Here is a 25,926-nt window from a genome sequence, read left to right as displayed (position 1 = left end):
CTTTCGCGTAACATATAAAGATAATGACGATTCAAAATAGTCGTCATCATAAATTTTGATATCAGTGCAGCCAGTGCACGCCATCCTCGGGCTGGAAAAAGGCGTTATAGCGCATCTGGAACGCATTAAGCTCCTGCATATCCGGCTCCATCTCGCGCAGAAAACCGAGCGCCAGACGCACCTGCGCGTCGGTAATCGGTGCAGCCAGCCGGGCTTTTTGCAGCCAGCGGTGCCATTGCAACAAGTTCTGCTCACTGCCGTCGACAATAACGATTTGCCAGATCAACAGCACCTGGGCAGCATTTTGTAGATGCGATTCATCAGGACGATGGAGGTACTGTAAAAAAGCCTCACCCTGTACTTTTCCCATCTGATCGATCATCGATTCTACCGGCACGACATCAATGTTCAGCCGCTCGCTCAGACGGCGAATTGCCCGCCGCGACCCGGACGTTAGCACCCGAAATCCCACCACAAAAACAACCACCAGCGTGGCCAGCATTATCCAAATCATGCGCACATCCATTACCAGACAGGACGCCCATCATAGCGGCAAATTCACCTCTGTCGACGACTGAACGTGTCATAATGTGACTTATCGAACTCGCAGGCAGACATCATGAAATCTGATATCAGAACGCTCGATCTCAATCTGTTAAAAACGCTGGATGCCCTGCTGGATGAACGCAGCGTAACTCGGGCGGCACAGCGGCTGTCGCTCACTCAGCCTGCGGTGAGCGGTATGCTCAACCGCCTACGCGACTATTTTGACGATCCGCTATTTAGTCGTACGCCGCACGGCATTGTCCCGACGCTGCGCGCCCAACAGTTGGCCGCCCCGGTCAAACAGATCCTCAGCGACATCGATATCCTGCTTAAACCGACACAGTTTGACCCGCTCACCGCAGCGCTCACCTTTACCGTCGCCGCTACGGATTACGCGCTCAAAGCGGTTATCGTGCCATTTATTGCCGCGCTTCGCGTGCGCGCACCGGGCATTCGTGTACGAGTGATCCCGGTTGAGCCAGTGCTGCTCACCACACAGTTTGAGCAGGGGAAAATCGACCTGGCGTTGCTGACGCCGGATTCCACGCCCGACAACCTGCATAGCCGGGCGTTATATGATGAAGAGTACGTTTGTCTCATGCGTCATGCGCATCCTGATGCGGGGCAACCGCTGACGCTCGATCGCTTCTGCGCGCTGGAGCATGTGCTGGTTTCTTATGAGGGTGAAAGTTTCTGGGGCGTCACCGATGAGGCACTGGCAAGCGTCGGACGCCAACGGCAGATTGGTTTGTCGGTTAGCAGCTTCCTGGTATTGCCGGACATCCTCGCTATCAGCGATATGATTGCCGTTGTTCCTGCCCGTCTGGCGTATGACGACACCCGTATGCACGTTTTACCGCCCCCGCTGCCCATAACCGGTTTTACAAAAAGCATGGCCTGGCATGAACGCACGCACCGCGATGCCGCTCATCAGTGGCTGCGCAATCTGGTACATGAAACCAGCCAGTTTAGAGTATAAAAAAGCCCGCCATTAAGGCGGGCAAAAGTTACCAATGCACACTTAACTTAAGCTACTTTCAATTGTTGAATCTTTTTCTCGCGGCGAATTTTACGTTCTTCAAACACGGCCACGATGGCCATCAGACAGATACAACCGATGGCGGCAGCATCCAGCGCGGCGAAAGTGCCCGCCCAGCCGGTCAGCCCGAAAATCGGCGTGCCGTCGGCAATCATCCCCAGACCGAGCTTGGCGAAGCTGTCACCAATCAGATAAGCGAAAGTGCCTTTAATCCCATCGGCTGCGCCGATCGCTTTTTTCGGCACAAATCCGACTGCCGCAACGCCGATTAACAGCTGTGGACCAAACACCAGGAAGCCCAGCGCAAACAGCGAAGCCAGATAAACGTACTGGTTGCTGGCGTGCTGATAAATGCCCAGGGTGGCGATAATCAACGCCAGCGCTACACAGGCCACCAGCGCACGACGACCGTTTGCCAGGTCGGAGAGCCAACCCCACATCAGCGTGCCAACCAGCGCGCCCACTTCAAACAGGGTAAAGCCCTGAATCGCCACTTCTTTGGAGAGCTTCAGCTCCTGGAAAGCGTAGACGGTGGACCACTGGTCGATACCGATACGCACTACGTACAGGAAGATGTTCGAGAAACATAACAGCCAGATCACTTTGTTTTTCAGCACGTACTCAACAAAGATCTGCCATTTGGTCATCTCATTTTCTTCGGTTTCTTTGTCTTCTTCGCTGATCTCCTCACCGAACAGCTCTTCGGCTTTACCGAGGCCATAAGATTCCGGGGAGTCGCTGCCGTAGCGCAGGCCGATAAAGCCAACAATCAGAGCAATAATCGACGGGAAGATAAACATACCGATGACGTGACCGTCGAACAGATAGTTAGCGCCAAACAGCGCCACGCCCGCTGCACCCGCACCGCCGAGGTTGTGGGAGATATTCCACATGCCGAGGTAAGAACCCCGCTTGCGACGCGGCGTCCATTTAGTAATGGTGGAATAGCTACATGAGCCGCCGGTACTCTGGAAGAAACCGCTCAGCGCGTAGAAAGCGATCATCAAAAACAGGCTGGTTGAACCCGCGCCCATGCTGGCGCTGAAGCCAAGCATACAGATGGCGGAGAGGATCAGCATAAACGGCAGGAACTGCTTGGTGTTTTTTCCATCCGCGTAGTAGGAAACCAGCGTTTTACCCACGCCGTAGGTGATGGAGAAGCCCAGGCCAATCATCCCCAGCTGCGTCATGCTCAGCCCGTAGGTGGAGATCATGTCGTTCTGCGCGATGTTGAAGTTTTTGCGGATCAGGTACATGGTCAGGTAGCCGATAAAGACCACCAGATAGGACTGCATGAACGGTTTGAACCACATTTTGCGCCGCACATCGAGCGGCAGATCCAGGGTCGGCTTGCGCACCTGGTTTAGAAAGGCCAGCATTTGACACTCCCGAGCTAATTTTTATACCTGCGAATGGCAGGCATTGTAAAAATCAGCCGGAAGACGCGCCTGAGACAGCGTCCAGGTGAAACCGGGAAAATTTCTTAGTTTTGCTCCACTCGGGGCAAAAAGGTGAGGTACATCACGCTTCGTTGAGTTCGCGCGGAGCCTGGGCGTTTAAAAACGGCAGCAGCAGCAGCGCGGAAATTCCCGCCGCAATAGCGATCACCACAAAGAATCCGGTCCAGTGCCAGACCTCCATCACCTTCGCCAGCGGCCAGCCGGAGAGCGATGCCCCCAGATAAGCAAACAGCCCGACAAATCCGGTTGCCGCGCCCGCCGCCTCTTTGTGCGAACACTCCGCCGCCGCCATGCCGATCAGCATCTGCGGGCCGAAGACGAAGAATCCGGTGGTGAAGAAGCACGCGGCCTGCATCACATAGCTGGCGAACGGCATTAGCCACAGCGAGCCAACGGAGAGCAAAATTCCGGCGGCGAAAATCAGGTTCATTGGACCGCGGTTGCCGTTAAACAGCTTGTCCGAGCCCCAGCCCGCGACCAACGCGCCGATGAAGCCGCCCAGTTCGAACATGGTCACGGCGGTATTGGCGGTCACCAGATCCACGCCGAGCGTCTCCGACATGTACAGATTGCCCCAGTCGTTAATCGCGGCACGGACCACGTACACCAGCACATAACACAGTGACAGCAGCCAGATATAAGGATTCAGCAGCACATAGCGGGTGAGGATCTCTTTGCGGCTCAGCCCAGCACCTTCCTGCTGTTGGGCAATTTCCAGTTCGTCATGCCGCCAGTCGCCAATCGGCGGCAGACCAATCGCCTGCGGCCTGTCTCGCAGCCGCCAGCAGAGAAAAATCCCCACCACAATCGCCAGCAGCCCAGCGATCATCATCCCGGCGCGCCAGCCGTAGTGCAGCGCTGTTGCCGCCATCACGATAGGGATCAGCGCCCCGCCGACGTTGTGCGCGGTGTTCCACAGCGCCCACCAGCCGCCGCGTTCAGTACGCGAATACCACGCGGTCAGTAAACGCGCGCAGACCGGCGATCCCCAGCCCTGGAAAAAGGCGTTCAGCGCCCACAGCACCGCAAAGGCCCATAGCGAGGTGGAGAATCCAAAAAGAATGTTTACCACGCCGGTGGCAATCAGTCCGATGCCCATAAAATAGCGAGCGTTGGATCGGTCGCTGACGATACCGGAAACAAACTTCGACAGGCCGTAGGTAATGTAAAACAGCGTCGCCAGCAGCCCAATGTCGCTGCGGGTCAGTACACCGCTGGTCAGAATATCCGGCACCGCAGCGTTGAAGCTTTTGCGTGTGAAATAGAACAGCGCGTAGCCGAGCCAGATGGTGGTCAGGATATGCCGCCGCCAGTAGCAGTAACGGGCATCCACTTCACGCTTATCAGTAATGAGCGGCGCACTGGCCGGAGCTTTTAAAAACGAAAACATGACCGCGCCTTACACATATCGCTGGGGTAACGACACGCTGACCCGCGTGCCATGCGTACAGGAAATCGAGAGCGACCCACCGAGGGCGCTAATCCGTTCACGCATCCCCGTAAGGCCAAATCCCTGTTGATTCGACCCCGGCGGCAGGCCGCTGCCGTCGTCCTCAATCACCAGCATTAGCCGTTCATCATGTTGCCAGCCCTGAAGCGTCACCGCGCTGGCGTTGGCGTGCTTAACGATGTTGTTCAGCCCTTCCTGACAGACGCGAAACAGCGTCACCCGCTGGCTTTCGCTAAGTGCAGATTCGTCAATTCGCCAGTCGAGATGGCTGACGATGCCACGGCTTTCCAGCTCCATTTCGCGCATCAATGAGCGGATGGCCTGCTCCAGCGTGAGATCGTCCAGCTGGCGCGGTCGCAGGCGGCCTAACAGGCGACGCACCGAATCGTACACACCGAGAGAAAGTTGTTCGATGTGCGCCCCGCTGCGCTTCACTCCTGCGTTTTCCGGCGCCAGCCGCTGGACAATACCCGCCTGGGTGCGAATGGCGGTGATGGTCTGGCCGATATCATCGTGCAGTTCGCGCGCCACATCCCGGCGCACGCTCTCCTCGGTCTCCAGCAGGCGTTCCGCCAGACGATGGTTGCGCGCTAATTCATTTTGCAGCGACTGGTTAAGTTCGCGCAGACGCTGAATACCCGCGCCGAGCAGCAGCCCGGTCAGGCTTTGCACCAGCAGCGAGAGCAACAGATCGACGGGATGATCGTGCCAGGTCTGGCTGGCAATCAGCGCGATGGCGTTCATTAACGTCGCAATCAACGCCCCCTGCCAGCCGTAATGCCAGGCCAGTGCAATGATCGGCAACGCGAGGCAAAACGGCGTGAAGCGCGAAAGCTCGGCGGGTAAACCGAGCTGTAGCCACAGGCTGACGCTAAACAGCAGCAGGTACCAGACCAGATGCCGCCCGCGCCAGTTCACCGGCTGCGACACCACCGCCGGGCCCAGCGGCAGCCAGGTCGTGCTGGTCAGATAGTGCCAGAACACCAGGCAGATCGGCGCCAGCGTTAATCCGCCGGTGAGCGTCAGCAGCAGCGCGTTCCACGCCTCTTCGCCTTGCCCAAGCCAGGGCAGCGATTGCAGCAACGCCGCCGCCGTAAGCGCCGCGCCCTGCAACAGCAGCGTGCGCCAGTCGCGCTGATGGCGGTATCGCGAAATCAACATCACCGGGAGTAACGTGAGGAAGCTGCCGATCATCAAAAGTGGTAAATGGGCCAGCGCCACTTCCTGCGCCAGCCAGAAAAGAAGCAGCCATTCCGCGCCCAGCAGCACCGGCCAGTAGCCGCGCGGACATTGCAGCATCAACCCCAGACGCAGACCAAACGGAAACAGCAGTACCGCCAGCTCCGGGCGCTCAACCAGATGCAGGCTGATGCTCCACAGGCAAAACCACGCGGCAGAGAAGATAAAGAAGCAGGCAACAACGGTGATTAACCGGGAACAGAGCGTGTTCATTGCCAGCCGTCAAACATCCGGCGGGCCAGTTCGACGTCGTTGCTGACCCCCAGCTTTTCCATCAGGTTGGCGCGATGCACGTGCACCGTTTTCGGCGACAGACCCAGTTCAGCGGCAATCTCTTTGACCGCCATACCTTGCGCCAGTTTTTCCGCCACCTGACGTTCGCGTTTGGTGAGCGGATCCTGACGACCGGCCGCCAGTTTGACGGCGATGTCCGGCGTCAGGTAACAGCCGCCGGTCGCTACGGTATGCACCGCCGCGATCAGCTCATCCGGGCTACAACGTTTAGAAAGGAAACCACGCGCGCCCGCGTTGAGCGCCTGCTCCACCAGTGCCGGGCTGTCGTGGACAGAGAGCATGATAATCGCCATTCCTTTTGGCAACTGGCTTAACAGTTCAAGACCGGAGATATCAGGCATAGAGATGTCGCAGATACACACCTGCACGCCGCGTCCCGGTAATCCCGCCAGCGCCTCACTGCCTGAGCCAAACTCAGCGACCACCTGCAAATCAGGTTCCAGCCCCAGCAGTTGGGCAAAGCCGGAGCGGACGATGAGGTGGTCGTCAATAAGGGCAACGGTAATCATGGGTTCATCCTGGCGCTAAGGCATGCCTGATGGCGCTACGCTTATCAGGCCTACGGGCGAGTGCCGTTGTAGGCCGGATAAGGCATTAATGCCGCCACCCAGCAAAAGCGCTTACCTTAACGATAAGTGCTTTGGTGTTCAAGCCTTGAGCGATCAGGCTATGCCAGTTGTGACTGTAAATGTCCGGGTGTGCTGCGGTTCTATTTCAATCAAGGTGCCATTGCGTTGTGCTGCCAGGAATCCTTCAGGTCGACAGGTTGCAGGCAAGGCGAATGCCGCAACCTGCTGATCGCCGTTGTAGAGGATCCAACGCGTCACATAATTCAGCTCCGTGCTGGAGAAACGCGTAACGAATGTGGTGCCATCAGGCGCGATCATGCTAAATTCTGGCTTATCGGTGTACCTGTCCAATTGGTCAGCAAAGAAGACAATTTCCGGATCGTAAAAATGGGGTTCATTGAGCCGCGCCAGAGAAGCCTCGCCCTGTACAATCCGCTGATTAAACGCCAGCCACTGCTCAGTCGGTTTAACATGCGCGGGTATCGACTCACGCAGCTTCATGGCCTCATCCGGAATATTCTGGCTGAAGGTGGCTTCCGGTACGTAGGCATAGTTCATATGGCACATGTACTGCAACGGCATTGCCACTGAGGCAAGGTTGGTAACCGCCATCTGAATATCAAACAGCGCGCTCGCTTTGTGCATTACCACCGCAGGATGTGCCTGATAATGATGACCGAACCCCATCACATACTCATAGCGTCCGCCCACGCGCAAATTCTCACCCTCCAGCTCCAGCCAGGCTTCATCCATCGCGGCACAAGCCATTTCACCGTGCAAAGGATGTGAATCCTCTGGTGATGGGCAGCCATTTGCCAACAGACCTGAGTGGAAGGCAAAACAGCCGTAGGTCGCCACCACTTCCGCCGCCGGTTTCGGCTGACTGAACATGTTACGCATGGTCAGGTCATGGCCATCAAACTGAGCATCCCAGATCATCTGCCCCATCCAGGGCAGAATAACCAGATGTCCACGACTGTTTTCTACCTTCAGCCCTTCCACTCCACTGGCGTAACGAAATGCGGTAACCGTGAAGTCGCTATTCTTCAGTAAGATTCGCGGATGCTCTGCAAAGAGTTCCCGCCACAGCGTTAAACGTGTTGTCATGATCGCTCTCCTCAGGAAACTGTCGCTTCAGCCAGGTTGTTGCGCACTTTGCTTTCACGCCAGAAGTAGATACCGACGTACACGAAGCACAGCATGGAGACCAGGAACGAAAGTTGCAATGAATGGAACATATCGGCCACATAGCCCTGAATCGCCGGAACCACCGCCGCACCGACAATCGCCATGACAATGACGGCACCTGCCATTTCGGTATGCTCGTTATCCACGGTATCAAGCGTACCCGCATAGATTGTCGCCCAGCAGGGTCCAAACAGGACACTCACCAGCACTGCGACATACACAGCGCTGAAACTTGGCGCCAGTGCAACATAGACGAGGAACAGCGCACCAATAATGGAATAGAGAATCAGCACTTTTTCCGGATTGAAGCGCGTCATCAAAATGTTGGCGATAAACTTGCCGATAAAGAAGCAGGCGAAGCTATAGACCATGAAGGTTGAGGCGTCGCGCTCGTTGATATCACCTAATTCCAGTGCCAGACGGATGGTGAATGACCACACCGCGACCTGCATCCCCACATAAAGAAATTGCGCCACAATTCCACGACGGAAACGGGCATTGCTGGCCAGATAACGCAGTGTATCCATCGCTGACGGGCGTTTATGACTCGTGGTTTGCGCGACTTTACATGTAGGGAAGCGAGTCAGGAGGAATAACACCATCACCACAACCAGTACCATAATCATGTACTTGTATGGCTCAAGGGTATTTTCCAGCATCAACACTTTAAAGTTATGGATCTGCTCAGCGTTCATCCCGGCCATCTGTTTTTCCAGGCTTTCGCCCTCAGAGAAGACCAGATATTTACCTAGCAGAATGCCAGCAGCCGCACCAATAGGATAAAAAGTCTGACTGATGTTCAGGCGTAAAGTGGCATACGCTTTTGGGCCGATCATTGAGCTGTAGGTATTGGCTGCTGTTTCCAGGAAGCTCAGACCAATCGCAATCGCGAAAATCGCCGCAAGGAACATGGTGTAGGTGGCCATGTGCGATGCCGGGAAGAAGAGCGTACACCCAACGATATAAAGGGTCAGCCCCATTAAGATGGCGACTTTATAACTGGTCTTTTTAATCACCAGAGATGCTGGAATCGCAATTAAAAAATAACCGCCATAAAAGGCACTCTGAACTAATGCCGAGGCAAAGTTGCTGAGTGAAAATACGCTTTTGAATTGCGTAATCAGAATATCATTTAATGCGGCTGCGCATCCCCATAACGGGAATAAACAGGATAACAAAATAAACTGGAACAGAGGGGTCTTATTCAAATAGCCGTCAGGCATCTGAATGATGTTTTTATCGTTCATAGTGCTACCTTTTACAGTGCAGGAGTATTATTCGTTTAAGGTAAGAAACTCATTAAATTGTTCGATGCTTGGATAAGATGATTGAGTGCCTTTCCCGGTAACGCTGAAAGCAGCGAAGAGAGCGGCTTTTTTCATGGCGGCTTCCACATCACCGCTTTGAACGTAATAGTGAGCAAAACAACCGATGAAAGCGTCGCCTGCGCCACTGGTATCGACAGCGTTCACTTTAAACGCTGGAACATGGACTTCCTGGTCACGTGTCATCCACAGCGCACCTTTCTCACCCATGGTGACGATAATATTGTTCAGACCTTTATCAACCAGAGAACGTGCCGCTGCGCGAATATGGTCATAAGTATCCACTGGCATACCGGTTAATATTTCCAACTCGGTTTCATTCGGCACAAAAAAATCACATTTACAGGCATAAGACATATCTAATTCCCGTAATGCAGGGGCGGGATTTAGTAACACTTCAATACCGTGTTTTTTGCCAAATTCAATCGCGTGATAAACGGTTTCCAGCTGCACTTCCAGTTGCAGGACAATAAGCTGACATTTTTTCAGATCTTCCGCCGCACGATCGATATCTTCCGGGGAGAGAAATTTGTTCGCTCCTTTAATAATCAGAATACTGTTGCTGGAGTTCGCATTAACAAAGATCGGTGCGACACCGCTGCTGGTGCAGGGTACCTTTTCGACATAGGTGGTATTAATTCCCCAGGATTCAAGATTGCGAATAGTGTTATCCGCAAAAATATCATCACCGACTTTTGTCAGCATCAGCACTTTAGAATTGAGCTTAGCGGCCGCAACGGCCTGATTTGCGCCTTTGCCCCCGCAGCCAATTTTGAACGCCGGTGCTTCCAGCGTTTCCCCTTCTTTGGGCATCTGGTTGATGTAGGTGATGAGATCCACCATGTTGGAGCCAATAACCGCGATATCCATTTTACTACCTCTCAGAAACAATCACACAACAATGATATTAAAATAACATTATCATGTTACTTTCGTATCATTTGTGACTAGGATCGCGATTGGAAGATCATTTTATTGTTTATTTATTGCGCTAAATGTTGCATCCACATCACACTAAAAATGATGAAGTTGCTTACAATTGACTGAAAGTTAACTGGATATAATCAATAAAACGTGAAAAAACACGCTTTTATTTCCGAATAGTCAGACGTATAGTAATGCGGCAATGCCATGTTCTTAGAAACACAAAAATGTTACTGAAGGAACATGGGAACATGATTCGTGGAGAAGCACATGGAAACTAAGCAAAAAGAACGTATTCGACGTCTGATGGAATTGTTGAAGAAGACCGACCGAATCCATCTGAAAGAGGCGGCACGAATGCTGGAAGTTTCCGTGATGACTATTCGTCGGGATCTCAGTCAGGATGACGAACCGTTACCACTCACTCTGCTAGGTGGTTACATTGTGATGGTGAACAAACCTGCCACCATCGTTAACGCGCCACTCCCCGCGCAAAAACAGTATCACCGCGACGATTTACCGGTTGCCATTCTGGCTGCGGGACTGGTGAGTGAAAATGATCTGGTCTTTTTTGATAATGGTGCGGAAATGCCGTTGGTGGTCAGCATGATCCCGGACGATATTTCCTTTACCGGGATTTGCTACTCGCACCGGGTGTTCGTAGCGCTAAATGAAAAGCCCAACGCCACAGCGATTCTTTGCGGAGGGACCTACCGGGCGAAAAGTGACGCCTTTTACGACACCAGCAATCCCTCCCCGCTGGATGCACTCAACCCACGGAAAGTCTTTATCTCCGCCAGCGGAGTCCATGAGCATTTCGGCGTTAGCTGGTTCAATCCGGACGATCTGGCCACAAAACGCAAAGCGATGGAACGCGGATTACGCAAAATTCTGCTGACGCGCCACGCCCTGTTCGATGAGGTCGCCCCCGCCAGCATTGGTCCACTCTCCACCTTTGACGTACTGATAAGCGACCGTCCGTTACCGGCAGATTACGCAACCCACTGCCGGAACGGCTCTGTCAAAGTGATCACCCCGGATTCAGACGGCGACTAACTTACTCAAAGAACACGGTGATTTTGTTAAACATCGACGGATCGGACTGGTTGCGGGCCACTTTCACCACATCTTCCAGCTTGTCGATCTGGCTTATCATCTGCTCAAGACGTTGATCGTCGTTGACCAGTAGCCAGATGCGGCTCTTATCGCTGTCCTGAATCGGTAGACAGAGAATGCCTTCTACGTTGAACGCGCGGCGGGCGAACAGCCCGCAAACGTGAGTCATTACGCCCGGATGGTTGCGTACGGTGAGTTCCAGGATTACGTTGTCATGAGTCTGCTGTTGCATGGCTTATTCCCCCACCATTTCTGTGTTTGCCGCACCCGGCGGCACCATCGGGTACACTTTCTGTTCGGCATCGATGCGCACGTGAATCAGCGCAGGTCCAGGGCGATTAATAATCTCCTGCAACGCTGCCTGTGGGTCCGCTTCGTTATTCAGATCGCAGGTTTCGAGACCAAACCCGGCGGCTATCTGCATAAAGTTAATCATCCCCGGATAGGTCGCGGCAAAAACACCCTGCTTATAGAACAGACTCTGCTGCTGATATACAAGACCCAACGCTTCGTTATTCATCAGGATGATTTTAATATCCAGCTGATTTTCGCTGGCTGTCGCCATTTCCTGAATATTCATCATCAGGCTGCCGTCGCCGGAGAAGCACAGCACTTTTTTGTCTGGATTGGCCAGCGCTGCACCAATTGCCGCTGGCAGGCCAAAGCCCATGGTCCCCAGACCGCCGGAGGTCAGCCACTGACGCGGACGGTTCAGCGGATAAGCCTGTGCCGCCCACATCTGATGCTGGCCTACGTCGGTGGTGATAATGGCGCTGTCGTCTACGCAGGCAGCCACGGCGTTGATCAATCCATAATGGCTGAGCGGGTCGCTTTCCTGCGGAATAGTGCAAGGGAATTCACGTTGTAAATCGGCCACCGTCTGATGCCACGACTCTCGCGGCTGCGCGTCAATTAATGGGATCAATTGCGCCAGAACCTCATCGACATCCGCCTGAATCGCCACGTGCGGTTGTTTGATTTTACCCAGTTCCGCGCGGTCGATATCTACGTGAATGATTTTGGCGTTCGGGCAGAACTGCTCCGTTTTACCAATCGCCCGGTCATCAAAACGTGCGCCCAGAACAATCAATAAATCCGCTTCTTGCAGAATAAAGTTAGTGCTGCGAGCGCCGTGCATGCCCAGCATGCCTAACGACAGCGGATGCGCTTTCGGCAGCATACCGAGCGCCATTAAGGTCATGGTGGTGGGCAGCGTCGCTTTTTCTGCCAGTTCGCGCACGCGCTCAGGTGCGTTAATCACGCCGCCGCCGAGGTACAGCACCGGACGCTGTGCGGCGTTAATCATGGCTGCGGCATCGCGAATGCTGTCCTGGCTGAACGCTGGTGCCGCCATTTTCTGCGCGGGCTCCGGCATCTCTTCAATGTCAAAAACAGCGGTTTGAATATCCTTAGGAATGTCTATCCACACCGGGCCTGGACGTCCGGACTGCGCAATGCGGAACGCATCGCTCATGACCTGCGGTAATTCACTGATATGGCGGACCAGATAGTTGTGCTTAGTGATGGGGATAGAGATGCCGTAGGTGTCGACTTCCTGGAAGGCGTCGGTGCCGATCATTGAAGCCGGAACCTGCCCGGTGATACACACCAGCGGGATGGAATCCAGACGCGCATCGGCAATGGCGGTCACCAGATTGGTTGCACCCGGTCCGCTGCAGGCCATACAGACGGCGGGTTTGCCATCAGTTCTCGCCATTCCCTGCGCGATAAACCCTGCTCCTTGCTCGTGGCGCGCCAGGATATGACGGATTTGCGTGCTTTGACTTAAGGCGTCATAGACGGGAAGAATCGATCCGCCGGGAATACCGGTAACAACCTGAATACCCTGGCGTTCCAGGAAATGAACGATGAATTCTGCGCCCGTAAAACGCGTACGCTTGGATGTTATGCCCGAACTTGCCATGCTCCAGTCCTTTTATTCTGGGCCTTTGCTCCGGGCAGGTCTCTGAAACGAAAAACCCCGCCCGGTTTGCGCCGGCGGGGTTTTGGAATCGTGTGTTGATTCGGACCCTACGGCGCATTGCCGACGACCACCACCACACGCACGACGACCGCTGCGCGAGATGGCGCAGTTTTTAGTAGGGTCGCAGTCAGCATGGAAGGGTTCATTAGGGACCTGTCTGTTTGTTGATTAACTGGATTTATACAAACACAGGTTTTTCAGCGTGACAATGGAAAAATTTTCATCTGCATAAAAATGCGTCAATGATCACATTTCGTTGTGCATTGCTGAAAAACAAAAAACCCCGCCGGAGCGAGGTTTTTTTCAGTGCTGTGCGGTTGGTAGCCGCCGAACACACTGTGTTATGTCAACGAAAAAAGTATACGCGTTCTGCGAAGAACACGCAATTTCGGCACGAATTTTGATGGTTTTGAGTATGGAACATGAATAGCGTAACATCCATAAAATACTGTTAATTTATACAGCGTTTGTCTATAATGTCTCGGTACGCAAGGTGTTATGCGGGGGCCGCATCGTAAACCGGCGCATCAAAGTCCTGGCTGAAACGGGTGGTGCCGTCAGCGCCTTAACCCCCGTGTGAGCACACTGTGTTATGTCAACAAAGGTGCTGGCAACAGGCAGCGGCGAGGTACGTCAGCACCGTGCTCCTTGTACCAAAAGGAGAGCGTATGAGCCTCGTGGATATCGCTATTCTTATCCTCAAACTCATTGTTGCAGCACTGCAACTACTTGATGCCGTTCTGAAATACGTTAAGTAATTCAGATTCAAGTCGCACCTAAGGGGGGCGGGTAACACTCCGCTCCCCTTTCACCTTCTCCCTGGTGCTTGTGTCGCGCCAATATGTTACGTTTTTATGACATTCTCAGGGAAGAATTCCACCATGACGCTTTCTGTTTTCTGCATTTTGCTGTTCGCCGCGCTGTTGCATGCCAGCTGGAATGCCATTGTTAAAGCTGGAAACGATAAACTGTACTCAGCGATCGGTGTCAGCGGTTCTGCTGCAATTATGGCATTGATTTGCTTACCCTTTGCGCCGCAACCTTCCGCCGCCAGCCTGCCGTTTTTAGCCGTCTCAACTGTGTTGCAAATTGTATATACCGTCCTGGTCGCCAAAACCTATCAGGTTTCGGATATGAGCCAGACCTATCCGTTAATGCGCGGCACAGCGCCGCTGCTGGTCGCAATTATCAGCGTCCTGTTTCTTGGCGATAGCCTCTCTATTCTAGCCTGGGTGGGGATTGCCACGATCTGTCTGGCGATCCTCGGCATGGCGTTTAACGGACGCAGCAGCTCGCAACGCGGGATCGTGCTGGCGCTCATTAACGCCTGCTTTATCGCCGGATATACGCTGGTTGATGGCACCGGCGTACGTTTATCAGAAACCGCGCTGGGTTATACGCTGTGGACCTTCTTTCTGAACGGCTCCTGCCTGCTGGGCTGGGCGATGATTGCCCGACGCCGGGAAGCGTCACGCTATCTGGTACAGCAGTGGAAGAAAGGTATTCTTGGCGGAATTGGCACAATGGGTTCTTACGGTCTGGCGCTGTGGGCCATGACTCAGGCTCCGTTGGCGGTAGTCGCTGCGCTGCGTGAAACTTCCATCCTGTTTGGCGCGCTGCTCGCGTGGCTGCTACTGAAAGAGAAGGTTGCCGGAATACGTCTTGTTGCGGCTGGAGGCATTGCCATAGGCGCAGTTTTGCTACGCTTATCATGACCTCTGTAAACCCGATGCAATCCGGCAACATTTGTTGCCGCTTTTTGTTTACATTTCCTGCCGTTCATCGTTTAAACATTCCAGCCCACTATCTGGCCTTCTTTTTCTGTTGTGGTAGATTCCACGCACATTTACGGGAAAGTGCAGCACCTTATTCTTATTTTTTCACTTTTTGAAAAGTAATCAGCGAAATGAAAAGGCATAGAAGCGTCAATTTGTTGTTGATGTTGGTATTACTGGTGGCGGTAGGTCAGATGGCGCAAACCATTTATATCCCCGCGATTGCTGATATGGCACGTGAACTGAACGTTCGCGAAGGGGCGGTGCAAAGCGTGATGGCCGCCTATCTGTTGACCTACGGTCTGTCACAACTGATTTACGGCCCACTTTCCGATCGCGTTGGCCGCCGCCCGGTGATCCTCGCCGGGATGTCCATTTTTATGCTGGCTACGCTGGTCGCCATAACCACCCACAGCCTGACGGTATTGATTATCGCCAGCGCAATACAGGGGATGGGAACGGGCGTCGGCGGTGTGATGGCGCGAACGTTACCGCGCGACCTGTACGAAGGCACGCAGTTACGCCACGCTAATAGCCTGTTAAACATGGGGATTCTTGTCAGCCCACTGCTGGCACCATTGATTGGCGGTATGCTGGATACCCTGTGGAACTGGCGTGCCTGTTACATCTTCCTGCTGGTGCTGTGCGCAGGCGTCACGTTTAGCATGGCGCGCTGGATGCCGGAAACGCGCCCCGCAGGTGCTCCGCGTCCACGGCTTATCGCCAGCTACAAAACGCTGTTTGGCAACAGCTCTTTCACCTGTTACGTGCTGATGCTGATCGGCGGCCTGGCGGGCGTTGCGGTCTTCGAAGCCTGTTCCGGTGTGTTGTTAGGCGCGCGTCTCGGCTTAAGCAGCATGGTGGTCAGTATCCTGTTTATTCTACCCATTCCGGCGGCGTTTTTTGGTGCCTGGTTCGCCGGTCGCCCGAATAAGCGTTTCTCGACGCTAATGTGGCAGTCGGTTATCTGCTGTCTGGTCGCCGGTTTGATGATGTGGATCCCTGGTCTGTTCGACGTGATGAACGTCTGGACGCTGCTGGTTCCCGCCGCACTGTTTTTCTTCGGCGCCGGGATGCTGTTTCCGCTGGCAACCAGCGGAGCAATGGAGCCTTTTCCGTTCCTGGCCGGTACTGCTGGTGCGCTGGTTGGTGGATTACAAAACATTGGTTCCGGCGTGCTGGCGTGGTTCTCCGCCATGCTGCCGCAGACCGGGCAAGCCAGTCTGGGCCTGCTGATGACCCTTATGGGGATATTGATTTTTGTTTGCTGGCTTCCGCTGGCGTCACGCGTGTCGCATCAGGGACAGGCGGTTTAAGCGTATGATGGCCCGGCTTCTCGCCGGGCTTTTCACACTCAGGGGCAATCATGGTATTCAACAACGGCTCCAGCGCCGGACGCCATGCCCCTTCCTCACCATCATAGAACTGCGTATCCGCATTGATAGCATAGGGAATTTTCGCTTTCTTCAGCTCGCAAGCCATAAAGCGGGCAAACGCCATTTGCGAGGCAGAAGGCGCGTTCCTGATGGTTTCTCCCGGCGACCAGCCTCCTACCCAACTAACATGACCGGTTTTCTGCTGCCAGTGAATGGCGGTATTGATACGGGCGCGAATGGCGGCCTTTTCTGCCGCTGTCCCTGAGGTCCACGGGTATTTACCGTTATTTTTCAGCGGCCCCCACGGGAAGATATGCCATTGAGCCAACACGGTATTCTGACTTTGCGGCGGCAACTTTAGGTTGGGCAAATCTTCCGGAGCGGCATGCAGTTTCGGCGCGATAAATATCATTCGCTGTGGATCGATGGCATGGATGGTACGGATGGTTTTGTCATACACCCTATTGAGCGACGCCTGATTATGGTTGAGCTTATCAGAGGGTTCATATATCAGGTCGAAACCCAGCAACGGCGAACTTTGACCAAAGTAATGCGCCACCGCCACCCACCAGTTAACCACCTCTTTTTCGTTACTGGCACTGGGGTCTTTTTTATACTCGTCAGCCTGATAGGCGATTATCGGGATCACGCCATACTGCTCGCAGGCTTCCACCAGCTTGCGCAGATGAATAAGCCGCGCCTCCGTAGGCTCACCCGCCACGCGAATGCGCACGTGGGTCAACCCTTTCGCCTTATAATCCCTCACCACCAGCGGATCGAATTCACGGATGCCCCGATCGGTACGCGCCCAATCTACGTCCATCCCAACCCCAAGCTGCTGCACATACTGCGCCGCCGTCAACGCAGGTTGCGCGGCACACACGGTGGCGCTGGCCAACAGTAAAAGGGAAACAATCGGCTTTAACACGGTCGTCCTTACGCAAATCATCAGGTGTGATATCACGTATTTAGCACGCTTTTTCACTTTCCGTGTAGAGCGAAAGCGTAAAAAATATTCGCGACCCGCTTATTTAACCTGCTCCTGTAGCCAGCCAATAAACGCCTCGATTTTCGGCCACTGCCTGCCGGGCAGCGTAGTGATGTAGTAATGTTGATGGCATTTCAGCGCCATATCGCCAAAAGGCGCAATCAATTCTCCGCTGTCGAGGCGTTTTTGCACCAGCCGTTTTCGGCCCATCGCCACGCCGATATGGTTCATTGCCGCAATCACTGCTAAATCAGAACGATCAAAACCAATCCCCGACGATGTCGGCAAATTCGCCGCAAAATGCTGCGCCCAACTGTGCCACTCATCGGTCCCGGAATCGTTACTCCACGCCTGTCTGTCGTGCAGCAACGTACAGTGCGGCAAATTCACCAGCGAACCGGTAAGGTCATGGCGGCGGGCGTAGTCCGGGCTGCACACCGGCAGGATCTCTTCATCCATCAGGAAGTGATGCGTGAGTTGCGCGGAGGGTGCATCGTCAAAATAGATGGCGAGATCGATACCCGCACGCTGTAGATTGACGTTGTCGTTCCCGGTCAACATGGTTAGCGAAATTGACGGATAGCGACGGGTAAAGTCGCCGAGCGCCGGAACCAGCCAGCACTGGGCGATAGAAGGCCGTGAGTAGACGGTGAGCGTCCCCGAGAGCTCCTGATTCTTAATATCAAGAATCTCCTGGTTGAGCGTGTCCAGTGACGATTTCAGCGCCCAAAATACCCGCTTACCCTCATGAGTGAGTTCCACTTTGCGATGAGAACGAACAAATAATTGGATGCCAAGCTCATCTTCAAGCTGATTTATGCGATGGCTGACGGCGCTGGGACTCAATGACAGCTCGTCTGCTGCCAGCGCAAACGACTGATGCCGGGCCGCCACTTCAAAAGTATACAGCTTTGACAGCTGCCAGCCGTTGAGCAGCCGGTTTCTGACTTCGCGTAGGGGATCCATTCTCACCTCCTGTCCTCCTGATTCATGCGCTGGAGTGTAAAAAAGTTCGCTGTAAAAATCAGCACAAAGGTGATTCAGAGTGAACCATATCGCATAAACCAAGCGCAATTAGACATAAATCACTCATTTGATGCAATCTGGCTCATGTGAAGGGGGATTTATATCGTTTGTCAGACCATGCCTTATTTTTGTCCAATAACCCTATATTAATCACAGGGCAAGGTGAGTTATGCACTCTCAAATCTGGGTTGTGAGCACGCTGCTGATAAGCATCGTGTTAATCGTTTTGACCATCGTGAAGTTCAAATTCCACCCGTTTCTGGCGCTGCTGCTAGCCAGCTTCTTCGTGGGTACAATGATGGGCATGGGGCCGTTGGATATGGTCAATGCCATTGAGAGTGGCATCGGCGGTACGCTGGGCTTCCTCGCCGCGGTTATCGGCCTTGGGACCATTCTGGGCAAAATGATGGAAGTGTCCGGCGCGGCTGAACGCATTGGCCTGACGCTCCAGCGCTGCCGTTGGCTATCCGCCGACGTCATAATGGTACTGGTTGGGTTGATTTGCGGGATCACGCTGTTTGTGGAAGTCGGCGTGGTGCTGTTGATTCCGCTGGCTTTTTCGATTGCCAAAAAGACCAATACCTCACTGCTGAAGCTGGCGATCCCGCTGTGTACGGCGCTGATGGCGGTGCACTGCGTCGTCCCGCCGCATCCGGCTGCCCTGTTCGTGGCGAACAAGCTGGGCGCAGACATTGGCACCGTGATTGTCTACGGCTTACTGGTTGGTTTGATGGCTTCGCTGATCGGCGGTCCGCTGTACCTGAAATTCCTGGGTAACCGTCTGCCGTTTAAACCGGTTCCGGCTGAGTTTTCTGACCTTAAAGTGCGTGACGAAAGTACGCTACCGTCGCTGGGTGCTACGCTGTTTACCGTTCTGCTGCCGATTGGCCTGATGCTGGTAAAAACCGTCGCTGAGCTGAACATGGCGAAAGGCAGCACGGTGTATACGCTGCTGGAGTTTATTGGTAACCCGATCACCGCGATGTTTATTGCCGTTTTCGTGGCCTATTACATCCTCGGCCTGCGTCAGCACATCGGTATGGGTACGTTGCTGACTCACACTGAAAACGGTTTTGGCTCCATTGCTAACATTTTGCTGATTATCGGTGCAGGCGGCGCGTTCAACGCTATCCTCAAGAGCAGCGGGCTGGCGGATACTCTTGCACTGATCCTCTCGAACATGCATATGCACCCGATTCTGCTGGCGTGGCTGGTGGCGTTAATCCTGCATGCCGCGGTGGGTTCCGCCACGGTGGCAATGATGGGCGCCACGGCAATCGTGGCACCGATGCTGCCGCTCTATCCCAACGTCAGCCCGGAGATCATCGCCATTGCTATCGGTTCCGGCGCTATTGGCTGCACGATCGTTACCGATTCTCTCTTCTGGCTGGTGAAGCAATACTGCGGTGCCACCCTGAATGAAACGTTTAAATACTATACGACCGCGACATTTATCGCGTCCGTGATTGCACTGGCTTGCACATTCCTGCTTTCCTTTATTATCTAAGCGCAAAGAGACTGACTATGGAAAACATTCAAACACTTATCGCCCAGTATCCTTTAGTGGAAGATCTGGTTGCTCTCAAGGAGACAACCTGGTTTAACCCTGGCACCACCTCTCTTGCGGAAGGTTTACCGTATGTTGGCCTGACTGAACACGATGTTCAGGATGCTCACGCCCGTCTGACGCGCTTTGCACCGTACCTGGCAAAGGCATTCCCGGAAACCGCGGCCACCGGCGGTATTATTGAATCTGAGCTGGCCGCGATTCCGGCCATGCAAAAGCGGCTGGAGAAAGAGTATGGGCAGCGCATCAATGGCGAAATTCTGCTGAAGAAAGACAGTCACCTGCCAATTTCTGGCTCGATTAAAGCCCGTGGTGGCATTTATGAAGTACTTACCCACGCGGAAAAACTGGCGCTGGAAGCCGGTCTGCTGACCACACAAGACGATTACAGCGTTCTGCTTTCGCCCGAGTTCAAACAGTTCTTCAGCCAGTACAGCATCGCGGTAGGCTCCACCGGTAACCTCGGCATGTCGATTGGCATTATGAGCGCCCGTATCGGCTTTAAGGTGACGGTGCATATGTCTGCCGACGCTCGCGCATGGAAAAAAGCCAAACTGCGCAGCCACGGTGTGACGGTCGTGGAGTATGAAGAAGATTACGGCGTGGCGGTTGAACAGGGCCGTAAGGCGGCGGAGTCCGATCCAAACTGCTTCTTTATCGATGATGAAAACTCGCGCACGCTGTTTTTAGGCTATGCGGTGGCCGGACAGCGCTTAAAGGCGCAGTTTGCCCAGCAGGGGCGCGTGGTGGATGCAGACCATCCACTGTTTGTTTACCTGCCATGCGGCGTCGGCGGTGGCCCTGGCGGCGTGGCGTTTGGCCTGAAGCTGGCGTTTGGCGATAACGTGCACTGCTTCTTCGCCGAACCCACCCATTCACCGTGCATGCTACTGGGGATTTATACCGGGTTGCACGATACGATTTCCGTGCAGGACATTGGCATTGACAACCTGACGGCGGCGGATGGGCTGGCTGTCGGCCGTGCGTCTGGCTTTGTTGGCCGGGCAATGGAACGTTTGCTCGACGGTCTGTACACCCTGGACGATCAGACTATGTACGATATGCTGGGCTGGCTGGCGCAGGAAGAAGGTATTCGCCTCGAACCGTCAGCGCTGGCAGGGATGGCCGGTCCGCAACACGTTTGCGCCTCTGCTGACTATCAGCACATGCACGGCTTCAGCGCGGATCAGCTCAATAACGCTACCCATCTGGTGTGGGCGACCGGCGGCGGAATGGTCCCGGAAGATGAAATGGCGCAATATCTGGCCAAAGGACGTTAAATACCGCTGAGCTTAACGCAGCATCGCCATCAGCTCCATCGGTGAGCGATGCTGCTTAAGCAGATCACGCATCACGCGCATATGCGGTGCGGTATGGCTGAAGAAAGCCTGATAGCCTGCACACAGCACGCCCTTTCCATTTTCCTCGCAGTACGCAGGACAATCACCGTGGTAATACTGAAACAATGAGCATGTCTGGCAACGCGTATTCATTGATGACATGGTCTGTCGTTCAATCTGTGCCGTCAGACCACACCACTGGCGAAGCGTTTTATCGAAAAGCTGGATAGATATCTGATTAATATCTTCACGTACCCAGATATCAAATATCGTAATTAAAAATCGGCCCCACGCCTCAGACGTAACCGATTCGTCTGTCAGATGACCTGAACCATCGTGCTTAACCAGCGGAATAAATTGTACCAGGCGAACATTTCCTTGTTGCAAACCACGGTACACTTCAACCGGTTGTAAACACTTCTGATGGTCAATCACCACGTTTAAAACATCATCACTAACATCCATGTTCTCACATCCTGTCATGCAAAATTCCCGATAAATACGATAAGTTGGCGAACATGCGTTACAGCAAACAGCATTGCGAGGGATAACACCGCGAGGGAGATCATAAATTTGTCACGCACCGCGCGAGATTCAGAAAAATCGCTATGACTCACATCCATCAGATTACGGCTGCGGGTGTAGCGCCAGAGGATAATCGCCACTATCACCAGCACAACTACCGATATCCAGAACAGCACTCCCGCCTGGTGCCAGTTGTGCTTAATCGCCAGCGCCATTAACGCGCCATAGCCCAACAACGTGCGAAACCAGGCAAGTGAAGTCCGCTCCGGTTGTAACCCCGGGTCAGCGATGCGTCGCGATTTGCGGCTATCCGGCATACAGCACCAGCGTTATGACAATCACCGCCACAATAGTCAGCATGACGCTGATAATCAGCAGGCTGTGGGTGTAGGGCAAGTCCTCTTTCAGTCGCATCGCCTTTTCATTACGTAGCCAGCGCAGGTAGCCGTAGATCGCCAGACCGCCGGCAAACAGACACAGCAACAAGGCAAGCGCCTCACGGATGACCGGCGTGGCAAAATCCGGGGCCAGTTGATCAAGGCCAACCCCCGCCGCCAGAAATCCGAGCGCGGTGCGGATCCACGCCAGAAAAGTACGCTCATTTGCCAGTGAGAAGCGATAATCCGGTGCTTCTCCAAGGCGAGAAATCTTCATGACAGCTCCTTAAATATTGTTGTCTGGTCGTTATACCGGAACAGTTAAGGAGTATGAACCTGATTCTCAAACGAGAGGGCGAGTCGGGTGATGAGACAATGGGAAAGAGAGAGGGTGTTTGTAATGCCGGATGGTGAGTTGCGTTTTATCCGGCCTACAGGAGATGCAGGCCGGATAAGTCAGTTTTAACCTAATCCCCAGAAGATCACCGCCAGCAGCTGTGGCGTGATAATCCTCAGGAACATAACCAGCGGATAAACGGTGGCGTAGGAGAGCGCTGCCGCCCCGCTGGTAGCATGCAGGTTATTAGCAAACGCCAGAGCCGGGGGATCGGTCATTGAGCCAGCCAGCATGCCGCACAGCGTCAGATAGTTCATTTTGACAAATAGACGAGCTAACAAACCCACGGTAATCAGCGGAATCGCAGTAATGAAAATACCGTACCCCACCCAGCTCAGGCCATCGCCCTGCGTCAGAGTATCGACAAAATCACCGCCTGACTTCAGACCAACTACCGCGAGAAACAGCACGATACCCAACTCTCGCAGCGCCAGGTTAGCACTGGGAGGCATAAACCAGTACAGCTTACCAATGCTGCCAATACGCCCCAGGATCAAGGCCATAATCAGCGGCCCACCGGCCAGACCCAGTTTTAACGCCACCGGAAACCCTGGGATGAACAGCGGAATTGAACCCAGTAGAACACCCAGCCCGATACCGATAAATACCGGCAGCATCTGCACTTGCTGCAGTTTTTGCTGCGCGTTACCCACAACATTGGCAACGGCATCAATAGACGAAGGGCGCCCCACCAGATTGAGGATATCCCCGAATTGCAGGCTGGCGTCACTGCTGGCTACCAGCTCAACACCCGCACGGTTCAGGCGGGAAATCACCACGTCGTAACGTTCTTTAAAGTGCAGGTCACGGATACGTTTACCCAGCACCTGCTCGTTAGTCACCACCACGCGTTCGACGCGTAAATCGGTACCTCGCGTAGACAGCGATGTATCCACCTCCTGCCCAATCACCACCTGCGCGTTATGCAGGTCAGCAGGCTGCCCGACCAGGTGGAGCAGGTCGCCCAACTGGATAACTGTCCCTGGCGACGGCACCATCAATGTCTCGTCACGTTTCAGACGCGAGCAGATAATTTTGTCGCTGTTCAGAATCGGGACATCCTGAATCGCCATATTGTTGATGTTTGGGTTTTCCACGCGGATGTTCATCGTCTGAATCAGTGCGTGCCCATTGGTTAACGTGGATTCATGCTGCTGGGCTTCAGCATCGACGTTAACGCGGAAAATAAGGCGCATCAGCCACATGGTGAGTAAAATTCCGCAAATGCCGAAAGGATAAGCCATGGCATAGCTCATCCCCATCTGGTCAACCACATCGCCAGGCGTACCCAAATCGCGCAGAATTTGCTGCCCCGCACCTAACGCCGGGGTATTGGTGACCGCTCCAGAGAATATTCCCAGCACCACAGGGAGAGGAATGGCAAAAATCTTATGCAGGATCGCGGTGACCAGGCCACCCATGATGACAATCAGCACAGCAAACAGATTCAGCCGCAGGCCCGAAACGCGCAGAGAAGCAAAAAAGCCCGGCCCCACCTGAATACCGATGGTGTAGACGAAAAGAATCAGGCCAAATTCCTGAATAAAATGCAGCATGTCGCCGCTCAGGGTCATCCCTGCCTGATCGACAAAATGCCCGACAATAATGCCGCCGAACAGCACACCTCCAATGCCAAAACCCACACCACGTATTTTTATGTTGCCGATCCATAACCCGACAACTGCCACCAATGCCAGAACGCTGACCGTCAATGCTATATCACTCATATCCTGTTCCCTGTGAATAACATCATTAAGTAAATGGATTCTCGCAGAGTACAGTCGCAATGTATGGGTGGTAAAGCACAAAAAAGCCCCGTCATTTCTGGCGGGGCAAAGGCATGGAGCTATTTAACTATCTAATGCGGGACGTTCGCTGATGGCGATACGTTGTGGAGCAATGGTTTCAGGTTCATTCCGGGTCAAATCAATATGCAGCAAGCCGTTAGTGAAGCTTGCGCCGGAGACCTCCATATTTTCAGCCAGCGTAAAGCTCAGGCTGAACGGCTGAGTGACCAGTCCCTGATGCAACCATTTGGTCTCTTTTTCCGGCTGCTGCGGCGTACCTTTCACTGTCAGGCGCGTGCCTTCCAGTTGAATATCCAGATCTTCCTGGCGGAAACCGGCTAACGCAAGGGTAATGCGGTAGTGGTTATCATCGCTCTTTTCGATGTTATAAGGCGGGAAGCTCTGGCTTTCACCGGTGTTTTGCAAGGCATTGGCCAGTTTGTCAAAACCGATCCATTGACGCAGCAGCGGGGATAAATCGTAGTTACGCATAATAATCTCCTTCTAAGAAGCGAGTAGGTACCTTTCGGCTCCCTGACGGCAAGCCGATGACTTAGCAAGGCCGCCTGAAGCGGCCTACAGAATTAGTTGATTTCGATGCGGCGCGGTTTGTTCGCTTCAGGAATCACGCGCTCAAGATCGATATACAGCAGACCATTTACCAGGTTTGCGCCGCGAACATGAATGTTCTCCGCTAACTGGAACTTGCGTTCAAAGTTGCGCTCGGCAATACCCTGATACAGGTAAGTACGTTCTTTTTGATCGTCCGCATGGGCGCCTTTTACCACCAGCAGATTGTCCTGGGCAGTAATTTCCAGTTCGCTTTCAGCAAAACCGGCAACGGCAATTGCAATGCGGTAATGGTTTTCGTCTACCAGCTCAACGTTGTACGGAGGGTAGCCGCCATTGCTCTGGCCCTGATTGTTTTCCAGCAGGTTAAACAGACGGTCAAAACCAATAGCAGAACGGTACAGCGGGGATAAATCAAAGTTACGCATAATCAATAGCTCCTGAAATCAGCGAGAATATTGACCTTCCATCATGGACAGGTCAGGTAGCCAGGACACCCATCAGGCATGCCCTTCATTTGTCTACATACTAAAAATGGGTCTTAATACAAACTTTTCAAGCGTATTCATCTGACTTTTTTTGCAGTTTGTTGTCTATTGCATACACTGGGGGGAGCAGTTGTTCTCGTTAAATCGCGATGGCCGCCACAGTGCGACGAAATGGTGATGTTATTTTCGCAACGGATCGCTTTAACTCACCATGCAAACACGATAAATACAGATGAATAAATGATGATTAAAAAAATGTTGGTAACACTGACGATGTGTAGTGGGATGGTGTTTGTAAGCGGCTGTTCCAGCATCATGTCACATACAGGTGGCAAAGAAGGGACGTATCCTGGCACGCGAGCCAGTGCCACAATGATTAGCGAAAGTGATACGAACTGGGGAACCAAGTCGCTGGCGATTCTGGATATGCCTTTTACCGCGGTGCTCGATACGGTATTGCTACCTTGGGATCTCTTTCGCAAAGATAACTCGGTGAGATCCCGCGTAGAAAAGAGCGAGGAGAGAACCCAGGCCACGAACGCCGTTATTCCCCCGGCAGAAATGTCTGCTCCATAA

At 53.6% G+C, this 25,926-nt stretch carries 27 protein-coding genes and 1 other annotated feature; of the genes, 8 read left to right on the top strand and 19 right to left on the bottom strand.

Features of this window, described 5'->3' with window-relative positions; translation table 11 throughout:
* Positions 1–61: 61 nt before the first annotated feature.
* Positions 62–514 (bottom strand): DUF1198 family protein, encoded by a 453-nt coding sequence (locus OGY06_RS15750; protein ID WP_003827141.1) that lies wholly within the window; start codon positions 512–514, stop codon positions 62–64.
* A gap of 105 nt (positions 515–619) precedes the next feature.
* On the opposite strand from OGY06_RS15750, the gene OGY06_RS15745 reads away from it, so the two are divergent.
* Positions 620–1,525, top strand: a complete 906-nt coding sequence (locus OGY06_RS15745) for a LysR family transcriptional regulator (RefSeq protein WP_048215250.1) — start codon at positions 620–622, stop codon at positions 1,523–1,525.
* A 47-nt stretch (positions 1,526–1,572) separates the two neighbouring features.
* Here OGY06_RS15745 and uhpT read toward each other — a convergent pair whose 3' ends face one another.
* The 7 genes from uhpT to rbsK all read right to left on the bottom strand — a co-directional run bounded on the left by uhpT (position 1,573) and on the right by rbsK (position 9,980).
* Entirely contained in the window at positions 1,573–2,964 is a 1,392-nt protein-coding gene (gene uhpT / locus OGY06_RS15740) for a hexose-6-phosphate:phosphate antiporter UhpT (protein ID WP_003827137.1), read from the bottom strand.
* 142 nt (positions 2,965–3,106) lie between these two features.
* Positions 3,107–4,435, bottom strand: coding sequence for an MFS transporter (locus OGY06_RS15735; RefSeq protein ID WP_286605661.1), 1,329 nt, complete (start codon positions 4,433–4,435; stop codon positions 3,107–3,109).
* 9 nt (positions 4,436–4,444) lie between these two features.
* Entirely contained in the window at positions 4,445–5,947 is a 1,503-nt protein-coding gene (uhpB, locus tag OGY06_RS15730) for a signal transduction histidine-protein kinase/phosphatase UhpB (protein ID WP_286605659.1), read from the bottom strand.
* Positions 5,944–6,537 carry a response regulator transcription factor UhpA gene (gene uhpA / locus OGY06_RS15725; protein ID WP_003023923.1) on the bottom strand — a complete coding sequence of 198 codons (594 nt, stop codon included), beginning with the start codon at positions 6,535–6,537 and terminating at the stop codon, positions 5,944–5,946. The genes uhpB and uhpA overlap by 4 nt, the downstream gene beginning before the upstream one ends.
* A gap of 153 nt (positions 6,538–6,690) precedes the next feature.
* Positions 6,691–7,704 carry an aldose 1-epimerase family protein gene (locus OGY06_RS15720; protein ID WP_003827128.1) on the bottom strand — a complete coding sequence of 338 codons (1,014 nt, stop codon included), beginning with the start codon at positions 7,702–7,704 and terminating at the stop codon, positions 6,691–6,693.
* 11 nt (positions 7,705–7,715) lie between these two features.
* The gene (gene fucP / locus OGY06_RS15715) at positions 7,716–9,032 is read right to left on the bottom strand and encodes an L-fucose:H+ symporter permease (RefSeq protein ID WP_003827126.1); all 1,317 of its coding nucleotides are present in this window, start codon (positions 9,030–9,032) and stop codon (positions 7,716–7,718) included.
* Between the two features lie 27 nt (positions 9,033–9,059).
* The gene (rbsK, locus tag OGY06_RS15710) at positions 9,060–9,980 is read right to left on the bottom strand and encodes a ribokinase (RefSeq protein WP_003827124.1); all 921 of its coding nucleotides are present in this window, start codon (positions 9,978–9,980) and stop codon (positions 9,060–9,062) included.
* A 324-nt stretch (positions 9,981–10,304) separates the two neighbouring features.
* On the opposite strand from rbsK, the gene OGY06_RS15705 reads away from it, so the two are divergent.
* On the top strand, positions 10,305–11,090 hold the full coding sequence (locus OGY06_RS15705; RefSeq protein ID WP_060682991.1) for a DeoR family transcriptional regulator: 786 nt from the start codon (positions 10,305–10,307) through the stop codon (positions 11,088–11,090).
* A 1-nt stretch (position 11,091) separates the two neighbouring features.
* Here OGY06_RS15705 and ilvN read toward each other — a convergent pair whose 3' ends face one another.
* The 3 genes from ilvN to ivbL all read right to left on the bottom strand — a co-directional run bounded on the left by ilvN (position 11,092) and on the right by ivbL (position 13,280).
* On the bottom strand, positions 11,092–11,382 hold the full coding sequence (gene ilvN / locus OGY06_RS15700; protein WP_003023914.1) for an acetolactate synthase small subunit: 291 nt from the start codon (positions 11,380–11,382) through the stop codon (positions 11,092–11,094).
* Positions 11,383–11,385: 3 nt separating this feature from the next.
* Entirely contained in the window at positions 11,386–13,074 is a 1,689-nt protein-coding gene (gene ilvB / locus OGY06_RS15695; RefSeq protein ID WP_126956552.1) for an acetolactate synthase large subunit, read from the bottom strand.
* Between the two features lie 107 nt (positions 13,075–13,181).
* The gene (ivbL, locus tag OGY06_RS15690; protein WP_003827118.1) at positions 13,182–13,280 is read right to left on the bottom strand and encodes an ilvB operon leader peptide IvbL; all 99 of its coding nucleotides are present in this window, start codon (positions 13,278–13,280) and stop codon (positions 13,182–13,184) included.
* A 522-nt stretch (positions 13,281–13,802) separates the two neighbouring features.
* Here ivbL and tisB point away from each other — a divergent pair.
* From tisB to emrD, 3 genes are all read left to right on the top strand, one after another.
* Complete coding sequence (tisB, locus tag OGY06_RS15685) at positions 13,803–13,892, top strand: type I toxin-antitoxin system toxin TisB (protein ID WP_003023909.1); 90 nt, start codon at positions 13,803–13,805, stop codon at positions 13,890–13,892.
* 123 nt (positions 13,893–14,015) lie between these two features.
* Positions 14,016–14,849: an EamA family transporter gene (locus tag OGY06_RS15680; protein ID WP_063941191.1), complete on the top strand. Its 834-nt coding sequence runs from the start codon at positions 14,016–14,018 to the stop codon at positions 14,847–14,849.
* 191 nt (positions 14,850–15,040) lie between these two features.
* Positions 15,041–16,225: a multidrug efflux MFS transporter EmrD gene (gene emrD / locus OGY06_RS15675; RefSeq protein ID WP_286605657.1), complete on the top strand. Its 1,185-nt coding sequence runs from the start codon at positions 15,041–15,043 to the stop codon at positions 16,223–16,225.
* Here the strand turns inward: emrD and OGY06_RS15670 are convergent.
* Positions 16,152–17,234 carry a cellulase family glycosylhydrolase gene (locus OGY06_RS15670; RefSeq protein WP_286605655.1) on the bottom strand — a complete coding sequence of 361 codons (1,083 nt, stop codon included), beginning with the start codon at positions 17,232–17,234 and terminating at the stop codon, positions 16,152–16,154. The genes emrD and OGY06_RS15670 overlap by 74 nt on opposite strands.
* A gap of 78 nt (positions 17,235–17,312) precedes the next feature.
* Entirely contained in the window at positions 17,313–18,239 is a 927-nt protein-coding gene (dsdC, locus tag OGY06_RS15665) for a DNA-binding transcriptional regulator DsdC (protein WP_003827110.1), read from the bottom strand.
* 229 nt (positions 18,240–18,468) lie between these two features.
* Between dsdC and dsdX the strand changes: the two genes are divergently transcribed.
* Both dsdX and dsdA read left to right on the top strand, forming a co-directional pair.
* Positions 18,469–19,806: a D-serine transporter DsdX gene (dsdX, locus tag OGY06_RS15660; RefSeq protein ID WP_003827107.1), complete on the top strand. Its 1,338-nt coding sequence runs from the start codon at positions 18,469–18,471 to the stop codon at positions 19,804–19,806.
* 17 nt (positions 19,807–19,823) lie between these two features.
* On the top strand, positions 19,824–21,146 hold the full coding sequence (gene dsdA, locus OGY06_RS15655; protein WP_003827105.1) for a D-serine ammonia-lyase: 1,323 nt from the start codon (positions 19,824–19,826) through the stop codon (positions 21,144–21,146).
* 12 nt (positions 21,147–21,158) lie between these two features.
* Here dsdA and OGY06_RS15650 read toward each other — a convergent pair whose 3' ends face one another.
* The 6 genes from OGY06_RS15650 to ibpA form a co-directional block, all read right to left on the bottom strand.
* A complete protein-coding gene (locus OGY06_RS15650) occupies positions 21,159–21,671 on the bottom strand; it encodes a radical SAM protein (RefSeq protein WP_003827104.1) in 513 nt (170 codons plus the stop codon).
* Positions 21,672–21,685: 14 nt separating this feature from the next.
* Positions 21,686–22,048: a DUF202 domain-containing protein gene (locus OGY06_RS15645; RefSeq protein ID WP_003827101.1), complete on the bottom strand. Its 363-nt coding sequence runs from the start codon at positions 22,046–22,048 to the stop codon at positions 21,686–21,688.
* The gene (locus tag OGY06_RS15640) at positions 22,038–22,385 is read right to left on the bottom strand and encodes a YidH family protein (protein WP_286586474.1); all 348 of its coding nucleotides are present in this window, start codon (positions 22,383–22,385) and stop codon (positions 22,038–22,040) included. The genes OGY06_RS15645 and OGY06_RS15640 overlap by 11 nt, the downstream gene beginning before the upstream one ends.
* 185 nt (positions 22,386–22,570) lie before the next feature.
* Complete coding sequence (locus tag OGY06_RS15635) at positions 22,571–24,232, bottom strand: putative transporter (protein ID WP_003827099.1); 1,662 nt, start codon at positions 24,230–24,232, stop codon at positions 22,571–22,573.
* Between the two features lie 123 nt (positions 24,233–24,355).
* Positions 24,356–24,784 (bottom strand): small heat shock chaperone IbpB, encoded by a 429-nt coding sequence (gene ibpB / locus OGY06_RS15630; protein WP_003827096.1) that lies wholly within the window; start codon positions 24,782–24,784, stop codon positions 24,356–24,358.
* A 92-nt stretch (positions 24,785–24,876) separates the two neighbouring features.
* Positions 24,877–25,290 carry a small heat shock chaperone IbpA gene (gene ibpA / locus OGY06_RS15625; protein WP_003023882.1) on the bottom strand — a complete coding sequence of 138 codons (414 nt, stop codon included), beginning with the start codon at positions 25,288–25,290 and terminating at the stop codon, positions 24,877–24,879.
* Positions 25,284–25,355: a sequence feature (ROSE (Repression Of Heat Shock gene Expression) occurs in the 5'-region of heat shock genes and acts as an RNA thermometer to modulate expression.), on the bottom strand. Its footprint overlaps the gene before it by 7 nt.
* A 238-nt stretch (positions 25,356–25,593) precedes the next feature.
* On the opposite strand from ibpA, the gene OGY06_RS15620 reads away from it, so the two are divergent.
* Positions 25,594–25,926, top strand: a complete 333-nt coding sequence (locus OGY06_RS15620; RefSeq protein ID WP_164084788.1) for a YceK/YidQ family lipoprotein — start codon at positions 25,594–25,596, stop codon at positions 25,924–25,926.

The sequence above is a fragment of the Citrobacter sp. Cpo147 genome, from assembly GCF_030332405.1.
Taxonomy (GTDB): Bacteria; Pseudomonadota; Gammaproteobacteria; order Enterobacterales; family Enterobacteriaceae; genus Citrobacter; species Citrobacter portucalensis.
The sequence above is the reverse complement of the archived record's forward strand: the minus strand, read 5'-3'. Positions and strand labels throughout refer to the sequence as shown.

Bases quoted from the DNA above. Each gene is read 5' to 3' on its own strand.
- OGY06_RS15750 (WP_003827141.1), bottom strand. From the start codon at position 514: ATGATTTGGATAATGCTGGCCACGCTGGTGGTTGTTTTTGTGGTGGGA.
- OGY06_RS15745 (WP_048215250.1), top strand. From the start codon at position 620: ATGAAATCTGATATCAGAACGCTCGATCTCAATCTGTTAAAAACGCTG.
- uhpT (WP_003827137.1), bottom strand. From the start codon at position 2,964: ATGCTGGCCTTTCTAAACCAGGTGCGCAAGCCGACCCTGGATCTGCCG.
- OGY06_RS15735 (WP_286605661.1), bottom strand. From the start codon at position 4,435: ATGTTTTCGTTTTTAAAAGCTCCGGCCAGTGCGCCGCTCATTACTGAT.
- uhpB (WP_286605659.1), bottom strand. From the start codon at position 5,947: ATGAACACGCTCTGTTCCCGGTTAATCACCGTTGTTGCCTGCTTCTTT.
- uhpA (WP_003023923.1), bottom strand. From the start codon at position 6,537: ATGATTACCGTTGCCCTTATTGACGACCACCTCATCGTCCGCTCCGGC.
- OGY06_RS15720 (WP_003827128.1), bottom strand. From the start codon at position 7,704: ATGACAACACGTTTAACGCTGTGGCGGGAACTCTTTGCAGAGCATCCG.
- fucP (WP_003827126.1), bottom strand. From the start codon at position 9,032: ATGAACGATAAAAACATCATTCAGATGCCTGACGGCTATTTGAATAAG.
- rbsK (WP_003827124.1), bottom strand. From the start codon at position 9,980: ATGGATATCGCGGTTATTGGCTCCAACATGGTGGATCTCATCACCTAC.
- OGY06_RS15705 (WP_060682991.1), top strand. From the start codon at position 10,305: ATGGAAACTAAGCAAAAAGAACGTATTCGACGTCTGATGGAATTGTTG.
- ilvN (WP_003023914.1), bottom strand. From the start codon at position 11,382: ATGCAACAGCAGACTCATGACAACGTAATCCTGGAACTCACCGTACGC.
- ilvB (WP_126956552.1), bottom strand. From the start codon at position 13,074: ATGGCAAGTTCGGGCATAACATCCAAGCGTACGCGTTTTACGGGCGCA.
- ivbL (WP_003827118.1), bottom strand. From the start codon at position 13,280: ATGAACCCTTCCATGCTGACTGCGACCCTACTAAAAACTGCGCCATCT.
- tisB (WP_003023909.1), top strand. From the start codon at position 13,803: ATGAGCCTCGTGGATATCGCTATTCTTATCCTCAAACTCATTGTTGCA.
- OGY06_RS15680 (WP_063941191.1), top strand. From the start codon at position 14,016: ATGACGCTTTCTGTTTTCTGCATTTTGCTGTTCGCCGCGCTGTTGCAT.
- emrD (WP_286605657.1), top strand. From the start codon at position 15,041: ATGAAAAGGCATAGAAGCGTCAATTTGTTGTTGATGTTGGTATTACTG.
- OGY06_RS15670 (WP_286605655.1), bottom strand. From the start codon at position 17,234: ATGATTTGCGTAAGGACGACCGTGTTAAAGCCGATTGTTTCCCTTTTA.
- dsdC (WP_003827110.1), bottom strand. From the start codon at position 18,239: ATGGATCCCCTACGCGAAGTCAGAAACCGGCTGCTCAACGGCTGGCAG.
- dsdX (WP_003827107.1), top strand. From the start codon at position 18,469: ATGCACTCTCAAATCTGGGTTGTGAGCACGCTGCTGATAAGCATCGTG.
- dsdA (WP_003827105.1), top strand. From the start codon at position 19,824: ATGGAAAACATTCAAACACTTATCGCCCAGTATCCTTTAGTGGAAGAT.
- OGY06_RS15650 (WP_003827104.1), bottom strand. From the start codon at position 21,671: ATGGATGTTAGTGATGATGTTTTAAACGTGGTGATTGACCATCAGAAG.
- OGY06_RS15645 (WP_003827101.1), bottom strand. From the start codon at position 22,048: ATGCCGGATAGCCGCAAATCGCGACGCATCGCTGACCCGGGGTTACAA.
- OGY06_RS15640 (WP_286586474.1), bottom strand. From the start codon at position 22,385: ATGAAGATTTCTCGCCTTGGAGAAGCACCGGATTATCGCTTCTCACTG.
- OGY06_RS15635 (WP_003827099.1), bottom strand. From the start codon at position 24,232: ATGAGTGATATAGCATTGACGGTCAGCGTTCTGGCATTGGTGGCAGTT.
- ibpB (WP_003827096.1), bottom strand. From the start codon at position 24,784: ATGCGTAACTACGATTTATCCCCGCTGCTGCGTCAATGGATCGGTTTT.
- ibpA (WP_003023882.1), bottom strand. From the start codon at position 25,290: ATGCGTAACTTTGATTTATCCCCGCTGTACCGTTCTGCTATTGGTTTT.
- OGY06_RS15620 (WP_164084788.1), top strand. From the start codon at position 25,594: ATGATTAAAAAAATGTTGGTAACACTGACGATGTGTAGTGGGATGGTG.